The organism is Variovorax sp. NFACC27 (genome assembly GCF_048301545.1).
Taxonomy (GTDB): Bacteria; Pseudomonadota; Gammaproteobacteria; order Burkholderiales; family Burkholderiaceae_C; genus Variovorax; species Variovorax gossypii.
This window is the reverse complement of the sequence record NZ_CP157613.1, coordinates 1,517,421-1,534,940: the sequence shown is the minus strand read 5'-3', so window position 1 is coordinate 1,534,940 and position 17,520 is coordinate 1,517,421. Positions and strand designations below refer to the sequence as shown.

At 70.0% G+C, this 17,520-nt stretch carries 13 protein-coding genes; 6 read left to right on the top strand and 7 right to left on the bottom strand.

Going from position 1 to position 17,520, the window contains the following annotated elements:
- Nucleotides 1-21: 21 nt before the first annotated feature.
- Complete coding sequence (locus tag ABL840_RS07150; RefSeq protein WP_093196727.1) at nucleotides 22-1,476, bottom strand: aldehyde dehydrogenase family protein; 1,455 nt, start codon at nucleotides 1,474-1,476, stop codon at nucleotides 22-24.
- A 149-nt stretch (nucleotides 1,477-1,625) separates the two neighbouring features.
- Here ABL840_RS07150 and ABL840_RS07145 point away from each other — a divergent pair, with 149 nt between their 5' ends.
- Nucleotides 1,626-2,585, top strand: coding sequence for a LysR family transcriptional regulator (locus ABL840_RS07145; RefSeq protein WP_093196729.1), 960 nt, complete (start codon nucleotides 1,626-1,628; stop codon nucleotides 2,583-2,585).
- A 22-nt stretch (nucleotides 2,586-2,607) separates the two neighbouring features.
- On the opposite strand, the gene ABL840_RS07140 is transcribed toward ABL840_RS07145, so the two are convergent.
- Nucleotides 2,608-3,381, bottom strand: a complete 774-nt coding sequence (locus ABL840_RS07140) for an SDR family NAD(P)-dependent oxidoreductase (RefSeq protein WP_093196731.1) — start codon at nucleotides 3,379-3,381, stop codon at nucleotides 2,608-2,610.
- A 137-nt stretch (nucleotides 3,382-3,518) separates the two neighbouring features.
- On the opposite strand from ABL840_RS07140, the gene ABL840_RS07135 reads away from it, so the two are divergent.
- From ABL840_RS07135 to ABL840_RS07125, 3 genes are all read left to right on the top strand, one after another.
- A complete protein-coding gene (locus tag ABL840_RS07135) occupies nucleotides 3,519-4,460 on the top strand; it encodes an SMP-30/gluconolactonase/LRE family protein (protein WP_093299770.1) in 942 nt (313 codons plus the stop codon).
- 82 nt (nucleotides 4,461-4,542) lie between these two features.
- Nucleotides 4,543-5,505 (top strand): AraC family transcriptional regulator, encoded by a 963-nt coding sequence (locus ABL840_RS07130; RefSeq protein WP_256228261.1) that lies wholly within the window; start codon nucleotides 4,543-4,545, stop codon nucleotides 5,503-5,505.
- A gap of 101 nt (nucleotides 5,506-5,606) precedes the next feature.
- Complete coding sequence (locus ABL840_RS07125) at nucleotides 5,607-6,344, top strand: Crp/Fnr family transcriptional regulator (protein ID WP_093196735.1); 738 nt, start codon at nucleotides 5,607-5,609, stop codon at nucleotides 6,342-6,344.
- Here ABL840_RS07125 and ABL840_RS07120 read toward each other — a convergent pair.
- The 5 genes from ABL840_RS07120 to ABL840_RS07100 all read right to left on the bottom strand — a co-directional run bounded on the left by ABL840_RS07120 (nucleotide 6,276) and on the right by ABL840_RS07100 (nucleotide 15,255).
- Nucleotides 6,276-7,367 (bottom strand): aldose epimerase family protein, encoded by a 1,092-nt coding sequence (locus ABL840_RS07120; RefSeq protein ID WP_093196737.1) that lies wholly within the window; start codon nucleotides 7,365-7,367, stop codon nucleotides 6,276-6,278. The two genes, ABL840_RS07125 and ABL840_RS07120, sit on opposite strands and share 69 nt — an antisense overlap.
- 14 nt (nucleotides 7,368-7,381) lie before the next feature.
- A complete protein-coding gene (locus ABL840_RS07115) occupies nucleotides 7,382-8,323 on the bottom strand; it encodes an alpha/beta hydrolase family protein (protein ID WP_093196739.1) in 942 nt (313 codons plus the stop codon).
- Nucleotides 8,320-13,059, bottom strand: a complete 4,740-nt coding sequence (locus tag ABL840_RS07110) for a CapA family protein (RefSeq protein WP_093299767.1) — start codon at nucleotides 13,057-13,059, stop codon at nucleotides 8,320-8,322. The genes ABL840_RS07115 and ABL840_RS07110 overlap by 4 nt, the downstream gene beginning before the upstream one ends.
- Nucleotides 13,060-13,147: 88 nt before the next feature.
- Nucleotides 13,148-14,191, bottom strand: coding sequence for an OmpA family protein (locus ABL840_RS07105; protein WP_093196743.1), 1,044 nt, complete (start codon nucleotides 14,189-14,191; stop codon nucleotides 13,148-13,150).
- Nucleotides 14,192-14,376: 185 nt separating this feature from the next.
- The gene (locus ABL840_RS07100) at nucleotides 14,377-15,255 is read right to left on the bottom strand and encodes a LysR family transcriptional regulator (RefSeq protein WP_093196745.1); all 879 of its coding nucleotides are present in this window, start codon (nucleotides 15,253-15,255) and stop codon (nucleotides 14,377-14,379) included.
- 140 nt (nucleotides 15,256-15,395) lie between these two features.
- Between ABL840_RS07100 and ABL840_RS07095 the strand changes: the two genes are divergently transcribed.
- Entirely contained in the window at nucleotides 15,396-16,376 is a 981-nt protein-coding gene (locus ABL840_RS07095; RefSeq protein ID WP_093196747.1) for a DMT family transporter, read from the top strand.
- Entirely contained in the window at nucleotides 16,373-17,509 is a 1,137-nt protein-coding gene (locus ABL840_RS07090; RefSeq protein ID WP_093196750.1) for an NADH:flavin oxidoreductase/NADH oxidase, read from the top strand. Before ABL840_RS07095 ends, ABL840_RS07090 begins: the two co-directional genes overlap by 4 nt.
- The last annotated feature ends 11 nt before the right edge of the window (nucleotides 17,510-17,520 follow it).

The window sequence follows — 17,520 nt, the reverse complement described above, 5'->3', positions numbered from 1 at the left end:
ACGTGCTGAAACCCCGTCCGGTCAGGCCAGCATGTAGCCGGTCTTCACCGTCGTGTAGAACTCCGCGGCGTGGCGCCCTTGTTCGCGCGGCCCGTAGCCCGACCCCTTGCGGCCGCCGAAGGGCACGTGAAAGTCCACCCCCGCGGTCGGCAGATTGACCATCGTCATGCCGACCACGGCATGGCGCCTGAAATGCATCGCGTGCTTCAGCGAATTGGTGCAGATGCCCGCGCACAGGCCGAAGGGCGTGTCGTTGCACAGCGCCAGCGCCTCGTCGTAGTCGTCGGCACGCAGCACGCAGGCCAGCGGCCCGAAGATCTCCTCGCGCGCGATGCGGTGCGAGGGCTTGGCGAGGAACAGCGCGGGGCTGATGTAGTGGCCGGCGGTGGCGCGCTCCAGCGCCTCGCCGCCCCACACGTGCTCGGCGCCCTCTTCGCGCGCCACGTCGACCCACGCGAGGTCCTGCGCGAGGCGCTCTTCGTCGACCACCGGGCCGATGTCGACGCCGCGCTCCAGCGCGTGGCCGATCTTCAGCGTCTTCAGGCGCTGGCGCAGCTTCGCCACGAAGGCGTCGTGCACCGCCGATTCCACGATGAGCCGGCTCGACGCGGTGCAGCGCTGGCCGGCGGAGAAGTAGGCGCCCTGCACCGCGCAGTCGACGGCGCGGTCGAGGTCGGCATCGGCCAGCACCACCAGCGCGTTCTTGCCGCCCGTCTCCAGCTGCACCTTGGCGCGCCGCGCGGCCGCCGCCTGCAGGATGCGCTCGCCGTTCGCCATCGAGCCCGTGAAGCTCAGCGCATCGACCAGCGGGCTGTCGACCAGCGCCTGCCCCACCTCGCGGCCGCTGCCCATCACGAGGTTGAAGGCACCGGCCGGCAGCGCGGCGCGGCTGATGATCTCGGCCAGCGCCCAGCCGCAGGCCGACACCAGCTCGGCCGGCTTGAACACCACGCTGTTGCCGTGGGCCAGCGCGGGAGCGATCTTCCACGCAGGAACGACGAAAGGCGAGTTCCACGGCGTGATGAGCCCCACCACGCCGACCGGTTCGCGCGTGACGTCGACCTGCACGCCCGCGCGCACCGAGGCCACGTTCTCGCCACCGCCGCCGCGCAGCGCTTCGCCCGCGAAGAACTTGAAGATCTGGCCGGAGCGGGCCACTTCGGCCACCGCCTCGGCCAGCGTCTTGCCCTCCTCGCGCGCCAGCAGCAGGCCCAGGTCGTCCTTGCGTGCGAGCAGCTCGGTGCCGATGCGGTCGAGCACGTCGGCGCGCCGCTGCGGCGTGCTGTGGCTCCAGTGGGGAAAGGCCTCGGTGGCGGCGCGGATGGCCGCTTCGGCCTGGCGGCGATCGGCACGTGCGTACTCGGCCACCACTTCACTGGTGTCCGAGGGATTGGCGCTCACACCGGTGGTCGCGCTGGTTTCCCAGCGGCCGTTGATGTAGAGCCGCACGTTCTGATGGATCTCGCCATGGATCACCGGGGCGTGGACCTTGTCTCTGTTGTTCTTGAAGTGCCGGCAGTCTATGTATAGATTTGATATCGATCCAATCGTTTTTTAAGCAAAATGGATATCGATCGCCGGATTCTGGAAAACCCGATCAGTCCTTTGTTTCAAGCTCCAGAGACATGACCAACTACAACCACTGGTTCATCCGCGCCCGCCTCAAGACCCGCCAGCTGCTGCTGCTCGTGGCCCTGGCCGAGGAGGGCAACATCCATCGCGCGGCGCAGGTGCTCAACATGACGCAGCCGGCCGCGTCCAAGCTGCTGAAGGACCTGGAGGACGTGCTGGAGGTGCCGCTGTTCGAGCGCCTGCCGCGCGGCATGCGGGCGACCTGGTACGGCGAGACCATGATCCGCCACGCCCGCGTGGCGCTCGCGAGCCTGAACCAGGCGCACGACGAGCTCACCGCGCTCAAGGCAGGCCGCTTCGGCCAGGTGAGCGTGGGCGCCATCACCGCGCCCGGCCTCACGCTGATGCCGCCGGCCGTGGCGATGGTGAAGCGCGAGCAGCCCGACCTGCGCGTGTCGCTGGAGATCGAGACCAGCCCGGTGCTGATCGAGCGGCTGGAGCAGGGCAAGCTCGACATCCTCGTGGCGCGCCTGTTCGCCGAGCACGACAAGTCGCAGCTGCGCTACGAAGCCCTGAGCGAGGAGCCCGTGTGTGCGCTGGTGCGCCCCGGCCATCCGCTGCTGGGCGTAAGCGGCCTCACGCTGCGCGACGTGGTGAGCGCCGGCTGGATCGTGCCGCCCGCGGGCAGCGTGCTGCGCCACCGCTTCGAGCTGATGTTCCAGGAGGAAGGCCTCGCGCCGCCGAGCAACACCATCGAGAGCTCGGCCCTGCTCTTCATCACGCGCATGCTGCAGCAGAGCGACATGGTGGCGGTGCTGGCGACCGACGTGGCGCGCTACTACGCGTCGCACGGCATCGTGTCGCTGCTGCCGCTGGACATGCCCTGCCACATGGACGCCTTCGGCATCATCACGCGCACCGACCGGCTGCTGTCGCCGGCGGCGAAGGTGATGATGAAGGCGCTGAAGACCGCGAGCATGAGCGTCTACGGACGCAAGCTCGAGATCGACTGACCGGATCGATCCGTGGACCTGGTCAGGTCCAGCCGGCGTCGACGGTGAACTCCTGCGCGGTGCACATCTTCGCGTCGTCGGAAGCGAGGAACAGCACCATGCGCGCGATGTCTTCCGGCATCAGCTTGTCGGGCAGGCACTGGTTGCGCTTGAGCGCCTGCTCGCCCTCATCGTCGAGCCACAGCTTCACCTGCCGCTCGGTCATCACCCAGCCGGGAGAAACGGTGTTGATGCGGATGCGGTCGCGGCCCAGTTCCACCGCGAGCCCGCGCGTGAGGCCGTTCACCGACGACTTGGCGATCGCGTAGCAGGGATAGCCCGAGCCCTTGGTCTGCCAGCCCGTGGAGCCCAGGTTGACCACCGAGCCGAAGCCCAGTCGCTTCATGCCCGGCACCACCGACTGGATCGCGAAGAGCGCGGGCCGCTCGTTGATGGCCATGCGGTTGTCGTAGTAGTCGGGCGTGACCGATTCGAGCGTGTGGCGGTCGTCGCTGGCCACGTTGTTGACCAGCACCGCGAAGTCGCCGAGTTCGGCGGCGGCATCGGCAATGGCCTTCTGCAGCGAGGCGATGTCGCGCACGTCGCAGGCGCGCCACCACGGCGCCGCATGGCCGGCCTCTTCGATCTGCCGTGCGAGTGCCGCGCTGGCGCCCTCGGCGATGTCGACGAAGGCCACGCGCGCGCCCTGGGCCGCGAAGGCGGACACGATGGCCGCGCCGATGCCGCTGCCGCCGCCCGTGACGAACACCGTGCGGCCCGCCAGGCTGGGATGGATGGAAAGCTGGGGGGAATTCAAGAAAAGTCTCCGGAGTGCCCTGCATCTGACATTGCAATATGCATATCGATCAATGCATGGATTTTTAATTTCCGTTATCAATATGCCTTGATACGATCCGCCGCGTCAAGAAGACACTTGAACAGGAAACAAGACCAATGAGCAAAGAGACAAGCCCCGTTCCCTCTCCCCTCTCCTCCCCTGCCGTCATCGGCGAAGCCGAATGCATCTGGCCCGCCGGCGCCAACCTCGGCGAAGGCACGATGTGGTCGCAGCGCGAGCAGGCGCTGTACTGGATCGACATCCTCACGCCGCGCCTCTTCCGCTACGACCCCGCCACCGGCGCGCAGCGCACCTGGACCTTCGACGAGGAGATCACCGCCATCGCCGAGCGCGCCTGGGCACCGGGCCTCTTCATCACGCTGCGCCGCGGCTTCGCGCTGTTCGACACCACCGCGCCCGGCAACGAAGCGAAGCCGCGCTACCTGCACCAGCCCGAGCCCGAGCGCACCGGCAACCGCTTCAACGACGGCAAGTGCGATGCCCGCGGCCGCTTCTGGGCCGGCAGCATGGACTTCGACTGCAAGGCGCCCACCGGCGCGCTCTACCGCTACGACGCCGATGGCCGCTGCACGAAGCACGACGACGGCTTCGAGGTGACCAACGGCCCGACCTGGTCGGCCGACGGCCGCACCATGTATTTCAACAACACGGTGCTCGACAACCTGTATGCCTACGACTTCGACATGGAAGCCGGCACCGTGTCGAACCGCCGCGTATGGCACCGCTTCCCCAAGCCCGACGGACTGCCGGACGGCATGACCACCGACGCCGCCGGCCGGCTCTGGATCGCGCACTGGGGAGGCTCCTGCGTCACCTGCCACGACCCGGTGAGCGCGGCCGAGTTGTGCCGCATCGCGATACCCGCGAGCCACGTCACCGACTGCGCCTTCGGCGACGCCGACCTGCGCACGCTCTACATCACGACCGCGCGCAACAGCCTCACGCCCGAGCAGCAGGCCGCCGAGCCGCTGGCCGGAGGGCTCTTCAGGGTGCGCGTCGACAGCCCCGGCGTGCCGGCGGCGCTGTTCGCGGGCTAAATCCCACGGCCGTCGAGGGACGTAGCGCCCGCAAGTGCGCAGGATGCGCGCAGTTGTCGGACATTCGGACTTTCTGACGCCGATGGCCATGCTGAACTTCTCGACCGACGACATCCACCCGCGGGACCGCTTCGACCACTGGTGCGAGGTTCGCGGGCGGCACATGTTCGGCGTCACGATCGAGCTGCCGCGCGAGCGCCGGCCCGATTTCCAGGGCCGCTTCCACGCCATTCCGGTCGGCGGCGCGACTGTCTCGAACATGAGCGCCTCGTCCTATCAGATCAGCCGCACCCGCGCCGACATCGCGCGGGTCGCCAGCCAGAGCCTGTGCATCGGCCTGCAGGTGCGCGGGCCGGGGCTGATGAACACCGACCGGGCTTCCGGCCTGCAGATACGCGAGGGCGACCTCGTCGTCAATCACTCCGACCTGCCCTACGCCGGCACGCCGGTGCGCACCGACGGCTTCGACTTCCGGATGATGCGGATCCCGCTGACGCCCGAGCTGCTGCTCGGCGCGCGGGCCGACGACCTGTTCGCCGAACCCCTGGACCGCGCCGCGCCCTTCCTGCGGCCGCTGATGGCGCAGTTCCAGGCGCTCACGCGGCACCCGGCGGACATCCCTGGCGCCGAGACCGAAGTCGCCCACGCCGCCCGGCTGGCGCTGCTGGCGCGCGGGCGCCTGGCACCGGGCCTGCCGGAAAGCCGCGCCGCGCTGCGCTCGGGCTTCCTGCATGCGGCGCGCGAGATCCTGGCGCGCGACCTGCGGCTGCCCGAGCTTTCGCCGGCCAGGGTTGCCCGCGAACTGGGCATCTCGCTGCGCCAGGTGCACGTGCTGTTCGAGCCCACGGGGCTGTCCTTCGCGCGCACGCTCACGTCCATGCGGCTCGCCGACGCCTCCAGGATGCTGGCCGAGGCGCCGGAGCGTTCCGTCACCGACATCGCCTATCTCTGCGGCTTCGACAGCATCGCCACCTTCTACCGGGTGTTCCGCGCGGCCTACGCCATGACGCCGCGCGACGCGCGGGCGGCGGCGCAGGGCGGGTGACGCCTTCGGCACCGTACTTTCGAAAACAGAAGTACCAATAAATAGGGGCGCCTGCGCGCATTGAGAAGACGGGCGAGGCGCCTTCGCGAATCATCCGCGGCATGTATCTGCATCCCCTGACAGCCGGCCTGCCGGCGGCGGAGCGGGAGGCGCTCGCCCGCCAGAGCCAGCTTCGCTACTTCAAGCGCAACCAGACCGTGCTGCGCATCGACGAGCCCACGGACAGCATCTACTGCGTAGCCAGCGGCCTGCTGCGGGTGGCCGCGCCGGGGCGCGACCCCGACGCGGAGTTCACGAGCGAGTTCATCCGCCGGGACGATTTCTTCTTCGACCTGTCGATCCGGGAAGACCGCTACACCTCGTCCCAGGCGCTGGTGGCGGCGCTGCCTTCATCGGTGTATCTCGTGCCCATCCGCGCCATGCGCGAGCTGTGCGTGAGGCATCCCGCCGTCGCGATGGCGCTGCTGGGCCTGGCCATGAAGCGCATGAGCATGCTGCGCGGCCAGATGCGGCGCGTGACGACGCTGCCCTCCGAAGACCTGGTGCGCCGCGTGCTCTACCAGCTCACGGAGCTGGCGCCGGCTCCCGCGGGCGGCTATGACAAGCGGATCTCGCAGTCGCTGATCGCCTCGTACTCGGGCCTCTCTCGCGAGGTGGTCAACAAGACGATGCGCGACATGGAAAGCCGCGGCCTGCTGCGGCGCGACGGCGAGGCCGTGCACGTGTCGCCAGAATTCGCGGCGACCGACTTCGGCACCCTGCCGGAAGACTCAGCCGGCGATGCCGAAGCGATGCTCGGTCGCGCCGCGGAAAACCTCGGACGGCCGCAGCACTGTTGAAGGAAAGTCCGGCCGGTTCGGCGAATCGGGGAAGTGCTGCGTTTCGAGGCACAGCCCGTCGCCCTGCCGCAGGCTCGCGCCCGCGCTGCCCAGCAGGCTGCCGTCGAGGAAGTTGCCCGAATAGAACTGCACGCCCGGCTCGCTGGTGTGCACTTCCATCACGCGGCCCGAGGCCTCGTGCTCCAGCCGCGCCGCGAGCGCCAGCCCCTGCTGCGCCGGATCGCGGTCGAGCACCCAGTTGTGGTCGTAGCCGTGCGCGCGCAGCAGCTGCTCGTGGCCTTCGCGGATGCGCTCGCCGATGCGCGTCGCCGCGCGAAAGTCGAAGGGCGTGCCCGCCACCTCGGCGATGCCCAGCGGGATCAGCGTCGCGTCCACCGGGCAGTAGCGGCTTGCGGCGAGGGTCAATCGGTGGTCCATCACCGAACCGCTGCCCGCGAGGTTGAAGTAGTCGTGATGGCTCAGGTTCAGCACCGTGGGCCTGTCGGTGGTGGCGCTGTAGTCGATGCGCCATGTGTTCGCCTCCGTGCCCAGCGTGTAGCGCACCACCAGCCGTACCTCTCCCGGGTAGCCCTCTTCCCCGTCGGCGCTGGTGTAGCTCAGTTCGATGGCGATGGCGTCGTCGCCGGCTTGCCGGGCCGGCACCGGCGCGATCTCCCAGTAGCGCTTGCCGAAACCCGTCGCTCCGCCGTGCAGCGAGTTCGGCCCGTTGTTAAGCCCCAGCTGGTACGCCTTGCCGTCGAGCGTGAAGCGCCCGCCCGCGATGCGGTTGGCGTAGCGCCCGACGATGGTGCCCAGGTGCGGATGCGGCCCGAGGTAGTCGGCCAGCGTGGGCAGGCCCAGCACGATGTTCGCGCTGTGCCCATGACGATCGGGCACGCGCAGCGCGGTGACGATGCCGCCGAGGTTGATGGCACTCAGGCTCAGGCCCAGGCCGTTGTCGAGCATGTATTCGGTGACCGCGCGGCCGTCGGGCATGCGGCCGAACTCGCGCGAGGTGATGCTGTTGCCGTGGCTGATGCTCATGTGTCTCCTGTGGTTCAGGGGAACAGCGCCTCGCGCGCGCACTGCGAGGCGGTGCGCAGCGCGATGCGGTCCTTGAGGTCGTGAAAGTCGGGCGGCTCGGCCGCATGGGTGCGCAGCTCGATGCGGTGGCCGGCTTTCGTCACCGCGTCGGCAAAGCGCTCCTGCAGCACGAAAGGCGTGTTGCGGTCCTCGCGGTTGCCGATCAGCACGATGCGCCGCGACGGATCGCGCGCGATGCCGCCCACGTGGTCGAGCGGGTCGTAGAACTGCGTGCTGCCGGTGGTGTCGGTGCGGCCGTCCTTCGAGCGGCCCAGCATGCGCGCGCGCTCCAGCAGGCCGTAGGCACCCGAAGTGAGCACCGCGCAGGCCACGCGCGTGCGCCCCATCGTGAGCAGCGCGGCGCCCGCTGTGGCGCCGCCGCTGTGGCCGACGATCACGATGCGCTGCAGCCGGTGGCGCTGCATGAGCGCGTCGAGCGCGGCATCGAGCGCGTGGAACTCCACCAGCTGGCGGCGCTTGCGGTGGTCGCCCGACGAGCCGTAGGTGCCGGGCCGTGCCATGAAGATCCACGGCACGCCCGCGCGGTCGCGGCTGCGCTGCGCGTCGAGCGTGCGCAGTTCGTCGGTGTTCTCGGGAATGCGCGTGGGCGCCTGGTCCATCACGCCGTCGCGGTCGCCCGAGAACTGCACGATGGCGATGCGCGCCCCGTCGATGTCGTCGCTCGCGAAATAGCGGATGCAGGACGGTCCCTCTACGGCCTGCACCCACAGGAAGCCGTTGCGGTCGGGGCAGCGGCTGCGGTCGGCGGGCTGGTTCCAGTACAGCACCTCGTCGTTTCCGGCGGCGAAGAGGCGGGGCACGTCCGGCCCCGTGCGCTGCGCGCAAGCCGCCTGCGCCAGCGCGAGCAGAACGAGCGCGCCGCGCGCGCAACGGCGAAGGAAGGCCGGCGTCGTCATAGCCGCTGCAGCAGCCCGGGGATGCTGCCGAAGTCGGAACGGTCGCGGTCGCCCTTCACCAGCACGAGGTCGCCGTCGCGCAGGAAGGTGCCGAGGTAGTTGGCGAGCTGCACGGCATCGTCGAAGTGCGGGCCGAGCAGCTCGGCGGGCATTTCCTCGCGCAGCCAGCGCATCTCGGCGCCGTGCGTCACGAGGTGCTGGATGCCCGAGGCCAGCAGCGGCTCGGCCAGGCCGCGGTGCATGGCCTCGGCGTCCTTGTCGAGGTTGACGATGCGCCCCAGCACACCGATCTTGCGCAGCACCGGGCCGGCATCGGCACGCTGCCAGGTGCGCACGAACTCCATGGCGTTGCGCATCGACATGACCTCCGCGTTCCAGCTGTCGTCGATCAGCGTGGCCTGCACGCCGCCCAGCGTGCGCAGCGCGCGCACCTGCATCACCGAGGCCGGCAGGCGCACATGCGGCATGCGCGCGCAGGCGGCCTCGCCGTCGAAGCCCATGGCCAGCAGCGCCGCGAAGGCGAGCACCGAATTGCGCACCAGCCCCGCGCTCTCGACCGGGAACAGGTACTCGTGCGTTCGCCCCGGCACGGCAACGCGCACACGGCAGCCGCCGCCGGGCTCGGGCCGGGCGTCGAGCATGCGCACGTTGGCGTCGGGCCCGCTGCCCACCACCCAGATCGCGCCGGCCGTGCGCGCGGCCGCCTCCACCACCTGGCGCAGGCAGGGAATGTGATCGGGCACGATCGCCACGCCGCCGGGCTCCAGCCCGAGAAAGATGCGCGACTTGTATTGAGCCGTGAGCTCCAGCGTCGGCGCCTGCCGCGTCTGCGAGAGCCCCACCTCCGTGAGGATGGCCACATGCGGCCGGGCCATCAGCGAGATGGGGCCCCGGTCCATCCACAGGCCGCTCTGCGCCATTTCGAGGATGCACACGTCCACGTCGGGCCCGAGGTTCGCCAGCGTGGCCGGCACGCCGACGCGCGAGTTGTAGTTGTAGACGGTGGTGTGAACGCGCGCGCGCTCCGGCAGCAGGTCGCGCAACATAGCGATGGTGGACGACTTGCCCACCGTGCCGGTCACGCCGACCACCAGGCCCTTGAAGCGCGCCCGCGCGGCCTCGCCCATTGCGAGCATCGCGCGAATCGGATCATCGGCCTGCAGCAGCGGAAAGGCCGGATCGAGCCCCTCCACCGTGCGGGCCACGACGGCGCCGGCCAGCGTGAACTGCAGGCGGGGCAGCTCGAGATGGCGGTCCCAGTTGTCGGAGCCTGGCTTGCTGTAGCTCTCGTGAACGGCCAGCGTGCGGTAGTCGGAAGCGACGAAAAGAGACGGCTGCGGCAGCACGCCCATGTGCACCGGGCCGCGCACCACCGAGTTGGCGTACCAGCCCGCCGGCGGCTCGACCAGCCAGTGCCCGCCGGTGGCCCGCTGCACCTCCTCGGCGGTCCACACGGGCGCGGGGTGCGCAGCCGCGCCGTGCCGGTCGGCCGAGAGCACGGGCGCGGGACGTTCGGGCAGGGGCGCGGGCAGTTCCGGTACGCGCAGGCCGCACCAGAACGGCAGGCGGCGCGGAGGCGGCAGGTCGGGAAGATCGCCGCGCACGCTCACCTCGAGCTGCAGCACGTCGCTTTCCAGCAGCCCCGCGCGCGGCGGCCTCAGGCCGTAGCGGTCGCGGTAGATGCGGCCGGGCTCCCAGCGGCTGGTGGGCCACATCCAGTCGCAGGGGTCGTGGTCCATGCCCTCGCCCCACGGCGGCATGCGGCTGCTGCGCATCGGCATCGCGCGGAAGCCCACGCGCAGGTCGGCGGCGACGGGCTCGTCGACGGACCAGAACGACTCGACCCACAGCAGGCGGCGCCCGACGATCTGCTTCGGCGTGCAGCGCAGGCCCACGAGGCGCAGCGGGCCGATCTGCAGCGGCGCGATGCGCGCGTCGTCGGGCACGGCGTCGACCAGCCATTCGGGCCTTGGCGCGGACAGCGCAGCGATGACCGGCGCGGGCTGCTGTGCTGGCGCAGCAGCGTCTGTGGTGCCGGCCTGGAACGCCTGCCGGTCCGGTGGCGACAGCCTCGCGACGCAACGGCCGCCAGGCAGCGGAACCATCTCGGTACCGAGCGCGCGGCATTGCGCGGCGAAGCGCTCGCCGAGCGCCTGCGCCTCGTCGCCCTCGAGTTGCCGCGAGAAACCGAAGCCGACGCCGATGGGCGTGAACGTCACCTCCTCCACGCCGCGCGGGCTCAGCGCCAGCGTGAAGACGCCGGAGTCGCCGAAGTCGTTGCGCACCGAGTCGAACAGCAGGTCGCCCGCGTCGTGCAGGATCGGCCGGCCGCGATGGAGCTCGATGCCCTGCAGCACGTGCGCCGAGGTGCCGAGCACCGCGTCCGCGCCGGCGTCGACGATGGCGTGGCCGACGGCGATCTCGGCCTGCGTGGGCTCGGTTTCGAGATTGGCGCCCCAATGCACCGCCACCAGCACCACGTCGGCCTCGCGGCGCGCGGCCTCGATGCGCGGCGTGAGCGTGGCAGTCCATGCGGCGGGATCGTCGAGCGGAAGCCAGGCCGCACCCGCGCGCGCCGCCGTCGCGGCGAAGCTCGGCTGCGTGGCGTCGAGCGAGAACAGCGCCACGCGCACGCCGCCCGCGCGGCGGAAGGCCGGGCGCAGCGCGGCCTCGGGCGTGCGGCCGGTGCCCGCATGGGCGATGCCCGCGACCTGCAGCAGGGCCTGCTGCTCCATGAGCGCCTCGGGGCCGTAGTCGCCGCTGTGGTTGTTGGCGGTGGCGACCATGCCGATGCCGGCCTCGGTCAGCACCGCGAGCATCTCGGGGCGCGCGCGATAGTAGTAAGGGCCGGCCTCGCCCTTGTCCACGCCCTGCTCGCCCACGGTGGCGACCACGCATTCGAGATTCGCGATGCGAAGGTCGGCCTCGCGCAGCGCGGCGATGTCGCCGAGCATCCTGTGCGCGCCGCCGAGCTCCTTCAACCGGTAGTGCTGGCGGCGCGCGAGGTTCACGTCGCCGCCCCATGCGACGGTGCCGGTGCCCGCCGCGCGGCCCTCGTTCTCCTTCAGCATGCGGTGGTAGGCCACGTAGCCGGAGAGGTAGTGCTCCACGTCGTCGATGCGCACGCGGAAGCTGTGGTGCTTGATGAAGAAGGAGCCGGCGATGCGCGCGGGGTTGCGGAAGAACATCGCCAGCTCGGGCCAGAAGTGGCCGTTGGCGAGGTAGCGCGCGCGGTACTCCAGCGCGCGGTCGAACCTGTCGCGGTCGAGCCCTTCCAGCAGCGGGCGCAACTCGGGGTCGGCCTCCAGCCGCAGCACCATGTCGCGCGCGGCCATCATCAGCTCAAGCAGCGTGGGAAAGGTGGTGATGCGTTCCAGCACGAAGTCGAGATAGCCCGACACGTTCTGCAGGCCGAACCGGTAGTAGCGCAGCTCGGGCCGGTAGCGAGTGAGCTCGTTGACGCAGTAGCTCAGCCAATGGTCGTGCGCGCGCCAGTGCTCGGCCGCGATGAAGTGCTCGAAGGCCTTCTCGACGACCGCGAGCCAGCGCTCGTCGCACGTGAGGCCGTACAGGCGCATCAGCCCGAAGGCCGCCTCGCCGTCGTAGTAGATGACGCGAAACCTGTCCTTCACGTCGAGCGCGGGCGCATTGAGCACGTGCACGAAGCTGCCCGTCTCCGGGTCCTGCATGTGGCGGATGCCCAGCGCGAGCTGCTCCAGCAGCGGCAGGTATTGCTCGTCGCCCGTGAGCTCGGTGTACTTGACCAGCGCGAGCAGGCACACGGCATTGCCGCCGAGCTTGATCTCGCTGCCGATGTCCAGCAGGTAGGCCGCGCGCGTGCCGTCGGGCAGGTTGGCCGGGCGGATCAGCGTGCCGGTGAGGAAGGCCAGCGAGCGGTCGATGGCGGCCTTGAGCGCGTCGTTGCGCGTGAGCTCCCACGCCTCGAGCATCGCGTAGGTCGAGCTCGCGTGGCGCAGCGTGTTGTAGGTGGGGATGGTGCGGTCGAAGCAGGGAAACCAGCCGTAGTGGAATTCGCCCGTGGGCTTGACCTGTTCGGCGAGGTAGTTGCCCGCGTCGTCGATCAGTGCGTGCACCTGCTGTGCGTTCCATTCACGCAGCTCGCGAAAGCCTGCCGCCTGCCCTTCGGCGGTGACCGGCCATGCGCCCTTCGCGTCGACGTAGACCGCCCGCGTCGTGAAGCACCAGACGGGCGCGGCATCGTCCGCCGGAAAGTTGAGCTCGCGGCCGAAGCGCCGCTTGGTGTGCAGGCGCAGGTTGCCGGCGTTGGGCTCGGCATGGTCCACGTCGCCGTTGTAGAGGATCGCGCTGCCGTGCATCTCCTGCGCGAGCAGCGCGAACTCGAAGCGCGCGTCGAAGGCGATGCCCTCGTTGAAGTAGTTGCGCTTGGTCTGCGCGAGCCTCGCCTTCAGCTCGCCCCAGCTCATGGGCACGACCTTGTCGACCACTTCGGCGCGCAGGCGCTGCGGCTGCTGCGCGGCTCGCCTGGCCTGCGTGGTGACGGCATCGGCGGCGGCGCGCCATGCGGCTTCGATGTCGCCGCCGCGGCCCGAGGCCACGCGGGCCCGGCTGCCGCTGTCGCCGATGGCGAAGAAGACCACGCAACCCGCCTCGCCGGTGGCAGGCGCCGTGGCGGGCAGAACACCCGCCGGGTCCGCCAGGGCCTGCCTGGCGCGGTTCAACAGATCTGCAAGAGGATTCTTCTGGTCTTGATTCATGCAGCCGCGAATGATGACAGGCCACGGCGCGGCCCGCCATCCCGTCAATCCATGGAATTTGCTCGCAGCCTGACGACTGGCTGACCTGCTACAGCCGCAGCAGCTCCACGCGCCTGTTCTTCGCGCGTCCGTCCTCGCTGGTGTTGGGCGCCACCGGCTCCTTCGAGCCCGCGCCGCGCGAGCTGAAGCGCCGCGCATCGAGCCCCGTCTTCGCGAGCGCCGCGATGACCGCCACGCTGCGGCGCCGCGACAGGTCGGCGTTGTGTCCTTCCTCGCCCTGCGCGTCGGTGTGGCCCACCACCTGCACGCGCAGCTGCGGGTTGTTGCGCATGAGCTTGGCGATCTCGTCGAGCGTGGCTTGCGAGTCGGGCTTGATGTTGTCCTTGTCGAGATCGAAGTGGATGCCGTAGAGGTTGACGCGGCCGCTCTCGGCAAGGCTCTTCTGCATGGCCGTGGCATCGACGAAGACGATCTTGCCGGTCTCCATGGCCTTGGCCTCGACCACCTTCACGAAGGCGAAGTTGCCGCGGAAGTTGCCTTCGGCCAGCGCGATGCTGGCGTACACCTTGCCGCCGTTCGGGCTGTCGTACTGGGCCAGCAGGTAGCGACCGCCGGTGCCGAAATAGGTGCTCACGTAGTTGCGGCCCAGGCCGATCATGGGCCACTCGGGCGTGTCGACCGCATCGGCCAGCGCGGAGACGTCGGTGTTGGGGCCGCTGCGGTCCGGGTCCTTCCTGTAGCAGCTGCCGTCGTTGCTAGCGCAGGAGAACAGCATCTGGAAGCCCTTGGCCTTCAGGCTGGCCTCGTAGTTGCGCTGCACCTCGAGCAGCGAGCGGCCTTCAGGCAGGTGGTAGTAGTAGAGCGATACCTTGCCCGCCACCTGCAACCGGTTGGGCACGGGCCTGGGGTCGCCCCAGGTCTGGATGGGTTCGCGGATGAGTCCGACCTCGTCGTAGTTCTTGCTCTGGAAGGCATCCATCACGGAGCCTTCGTAGCGGCCGACCAGCGGGTGGTCTTTCGCGGGCTCTGCTGCCGACGAAAAAGCAGCGGCCGCGAGCAGTGCGGCGCCAGCCAGGAGTTGTTGCCAGCGCAAGCCTGCGACGAGGCGAAGCGCGGAGATCGAATGAGCCATGTGGTTGTCCGTTTTCCAGGCGAATAGCGCCTCGGGTGAGGCGCGCATCGAAGGTATCGGCGGCTCGGTGGGCGGGCAATACGCCGTTCGATATGCCTGTTAAGAAGAAGCTCCTAAGAACGATCGCGAGATGGCGCAACTAGCACCAACGCGTGGTGTGTCGCCGGCTTCTTCGCGTACCGGTTTCAGGCCCAGGCTTCCATCACGGCACTGCGCACCGCATCGACCGCTACGGCCCTCCTGTCCTCCGCCGGCGCAACCCAGCAAAGCCATGTGTGCGAGCGCCACCCTTTCCAGATCGCGAGCTCGCCGTTGCGCTCGCCCTGCTCCGCCTGGTCGAGCCGCATCAGCCCCGCGCCCATGCCGCTCGCGACCATGCTGCGGATGGCGCTCTCGCCGTCGGCCGTGCGGCCCTGTCGGTATTCGCGGCCCGCGCCGGCGAAGAGCTTCTCGAGATGCACGCGCAGGATGCACGAAGGCGGCGTGCCGACCCACGGCAGGTTCGTGAGTTCGTCGAGCGAGAGGTCGGGATGCGCCTCGGCCACCGGAGGCGGCAGCGTCACCACGAGATCGACGACGCCGAGCCGGTGCAGCTCCAGCCCTTCGATGCGCTCGCCGTCGCTGAGCACATAGGCGCAGTCGAGATCGCCGCGCTGCACGGCGGAAAGCGTTTCGTACGAGAGGCCCTGCCTGAGCTGCAGCGCGACCTGAGGATGCCGCTCCGCCAGCTTCACCAGCACCTCGCCCAGCCGCAGCGCCACCGGATCGACCACCGTGCCGAAGCGCACCACGCCCTGCGCCGCGCCCCGCAGCTGGTCGGCCGCCGAGCGCATGCGCATCGCCGAGGCCAGCGTGCGCTCGGCCTCCTCGAGCAGGCCGGTGCCGGCCTCGGTGAGCGACATGCCGCGCGGCGTGCGCTCGAACAGCTTCACGCCGAGCTCGTCTTCCAGCGCCTTGAGCTGGGCACTCACCGCCGGCGCGCTGGTGAACACGCGCTCGGCGGCCCGCGTGAGGCTGCCTTCGCGCGCGATGGCGACGAAGGTCTTCAGTTGGTAGAGCTCCATGGGAACGGATTGTGAGCTTCGGGGCCGGACCGGTCCGTTCGCTTTTTTGGAGCCCCCTGTCCAAAGAAGCGAATGGCATTCGGAGCGTCGGGCGCCCATCCTCGGGACATCGATTCATCGCAAGAAAAGGCTGGTTTTCCATGTCCCGTCGCCAACGCATCGCCGGCACCGCCGCGCTGCTGCTCGCCACCTCCGGGTGGGGCTCCCTGTTCCTCGTGAGCAAGGGCGTGCTCCACCATGTCGAACCCGTGTGGTTCACGCTGATCCGCTACACGCTGTCGGCGCTGCTCTTCGTGCTGCTGGTATTGCCGCGCGGCGCGGCTCCCTGGCGCAAGCTGCGCCGGCACGCGGGGCCGCTTGCGCTGCGCGGCGCCGCGGGCTTCGGCGTGTTCAGCGTGATGCTGCTGGTGGGGCTGGCGCATTCGGTGCCCTCGCATGGCGCGGTCATCATCGCCACCACGCCCATGACCACGCAGATCGTGCGGTGGCTGCTCGACGGCGTGCGCCCCACGCGCACCACCCTGCTGACCAGCGCGCTGGCACTGCTGGGCGTGGCGACGGTCTCCGGCCTGCTGACCGGCAGCGCGGGCTCTTTGGCCGGCGCGAGCACGCTGCTCGGCGACGCGATCGCCTTCGGCGGCACGCTGGGCTGGGTCTGGTACACGCGCGGCACCACGCGCTTTCCGGAGCTCGACGTGATCGAGTACACCGCGCTCACGGTGCTGGCCTCGTGGCCCGTGCTGCTGGCGGCGGCCGTGGGTGCTTCGCTGCTCGGCTGGTCCGCCGTGCCGAGCATGGAAGGCCTGCGCCTGTCGTGGCATGCGCTGCTCTTCGTGGGCGTGGTGCCTTCGGCCATCTCGGTGCTGGCCTTCAACTACGGCGTGCGCGCGCTCGGCGCCGTCACGGGCACGGCTTTCCTCAACTTCGTTCCGGTGTCGGCGCTGCTGATGAGCGCGGCGATGGGCCGCCTGCCCACGGCGGGCGAGGCGGCCGGCATGGCGATGGTGATCGCGGCGCTCCTGATCCATACCGCATCGAGCCGCAAGGCTTCCGCCGCCGCGGCTGCACCGATCGCGCTGCCACAGCAGAATTACCGGACCTGTGGAGCCACACCCTCATGAGCATCAGCGACAGCCCCCGAAGCCATCTTTTCGAGCCCCTGCAGCTCGGCCCCCTCCGGATCGACAACCGCATCGTCATCGCGCCGATGTGCCAGTACTCCGCCACCGATGGCACGCCGGGCGACTGGCACCTGATCCACCTGGGGCACCTGGCGCTTTCCGGCGCGGGGCTGCTGATCCTCGAGGCGACGGCTGTGGAGGCCGACGGGCGCATCTCGCCCGGCGACCTGGGGCTCTACTGCGACGCGAATGAAGAAGGACTGGCGCGCGTGCTCTCGGCGACGCGAGCCCACTCGCCCATCAAGATCGCCGTGCAGCTGGGGCATGCGGGGCGCAAGGCATCGAGCCGCGCGCCGTGGGAAGGCGGCAGGCAGATCCGGCCGGACGAGCCCGGCGGCTGGAAGGCATGCGCGCCCTCGGCCGTACCGCACGCGCCGACCGAAGACCCGCCCGTCGCGCTCGACGCCGCCGGCCTGGCCCGCGTGCGCAATGCTTTCGTCGATGCCGCCCGGCGCGCCGCGCGACTCGGCATCGACGGCATCGAGATCCACGCCGCGCACGGCTACCTGCTGCACCAGTTCCTCTCGCCGCTTGCCAACCACCGCGAGGACGAATACGGCGGCAGCCTCGAGAACCGCATGCGCTTTCCGCTCGAGGTGTTCGACGCCGTGCGCGAAGCCTTCCCCGCCGACCGCCCGGTATGGGTGCGCGTCTCGGCCATCGACTGGGTGCCGGGCGGCTGGGACCTCGAAGGCACCGTCGCCTTCGCCAGGGCGCTCGAGGCGCGCGGCTGCGCGGCCATCCACGTCTCCAGCGGCGGCGTGTCGCCGAAGCAGGCGATCGCGCTCGGCGCGGGCTACCAGGTGCCGTTCGCCGAGCGCGTGAAGTCGGAGGTCGGCATGCCGGTCATCGCCGTGGGCCTGATCACCGAGCCGCGGCAGGCGGAGGAGATCGTCGCCAGGGGCCAGGCCGATGCGGTGTCGCTCGCGCGCGCGATCCTCTACGACCCGCGCTGGCCCTGGCATGCGGCCGCCGAGCTCGGCGCGCAGGTGAAGGCGCCGCACCAGTACTGGCGCTCGCAGCCGCGCGAGTTCAAGGACCTGTTCGAGAACGCGATGTTCGGCGCGCGCTGAAAGGCAGACGG

What these genes read in the sequence shown, in the direction of transcription:
- ABL840_RS07145 (WP_093196729.1), top strand. Translation starts at nt 1,626, where the DNA reads ATGACCAACTACAACCACTGGTTCATCCGCGCCCGCCTCAAGACCCGC.
- ABL840_RS07135 (WP_093299770.1), top strand. Translation starts at nt 3,519, where the DNA reads ATGAGCAAAGAGACAAGCCCCGTTCCCTCTCCCCTCTCCTCCCCTGCC.
- ABL840_RS07130 (WP_256228261.1), top strand. Translation starts at nt 4,543, where the DNA reads ATGGCCATGCTGAACTTCTCGACCGACGACATCCACCCGCGGGACCGC.
- ABL840_RS07125 (WP_093196735.1), top strand. Translation starts at nt 5,607, where the DNA reads ATGTATCTGCATCCCCTGACAGCCGGCCTGCCGGCGGCGGAGCGGGAG.
- ABL840_RS07120 (WP_093196737.1), bottom strand. Translation starts at nt 7,367, where the DNA reads ATGAGCATCAGCCACGGCAACAGCATCACCTCGCGCGAGTTCGGCCGC.
- ABL840_RS07115 (WP_093196739.1), bottom strand. Translation starts at nt 8,323, where the DNA reads ATGACGACGCCGGCCTTCCTTCGCCGTTGCGCGCGCGGCGCGCTCGTT.
- ABL840_RS07110 (WP_093299767.1), bottom strand. Translation starts at nt 13,059, where the DNA reads ATGAATCAAGACCAGAAGAATCCTCTTGCAGATCTGTTGAACCGCGCC.
- ABL840_RS07105 (WP_093196743.1), bottom strand. Translation starts at nt 14,191, where the DNA reads ATGGCTCATTCGATCTCCGCGCTTCGCCTCGTCGCAGGCTTGCGCTGG.
- ABL840_RS07100 (WP_093196745.1), bottom strand. Translation starts at nt 15,255, where the DNA reads ATGGAGCTCTACCAACTGAAGACCTTCGTCGCCATCGCGCGCGAAGGC.
- ABL840_RS07095 (WP_093196747.1), top strand. Translation starts at nt 15,396, where the DNA reads ATGTCCCGTCGCCAACGCATCGCCGGCACCGCCGCGCTGCTGCTCGCC.
- ABL840_RS07090 (WP_093196750.1), top strand. Translation starts at nt 16,373, where the DNA reads ATGAGCATCAGCGACAGCCCCCGAAGCCATCTTTTCGAGCCCCTGCAG.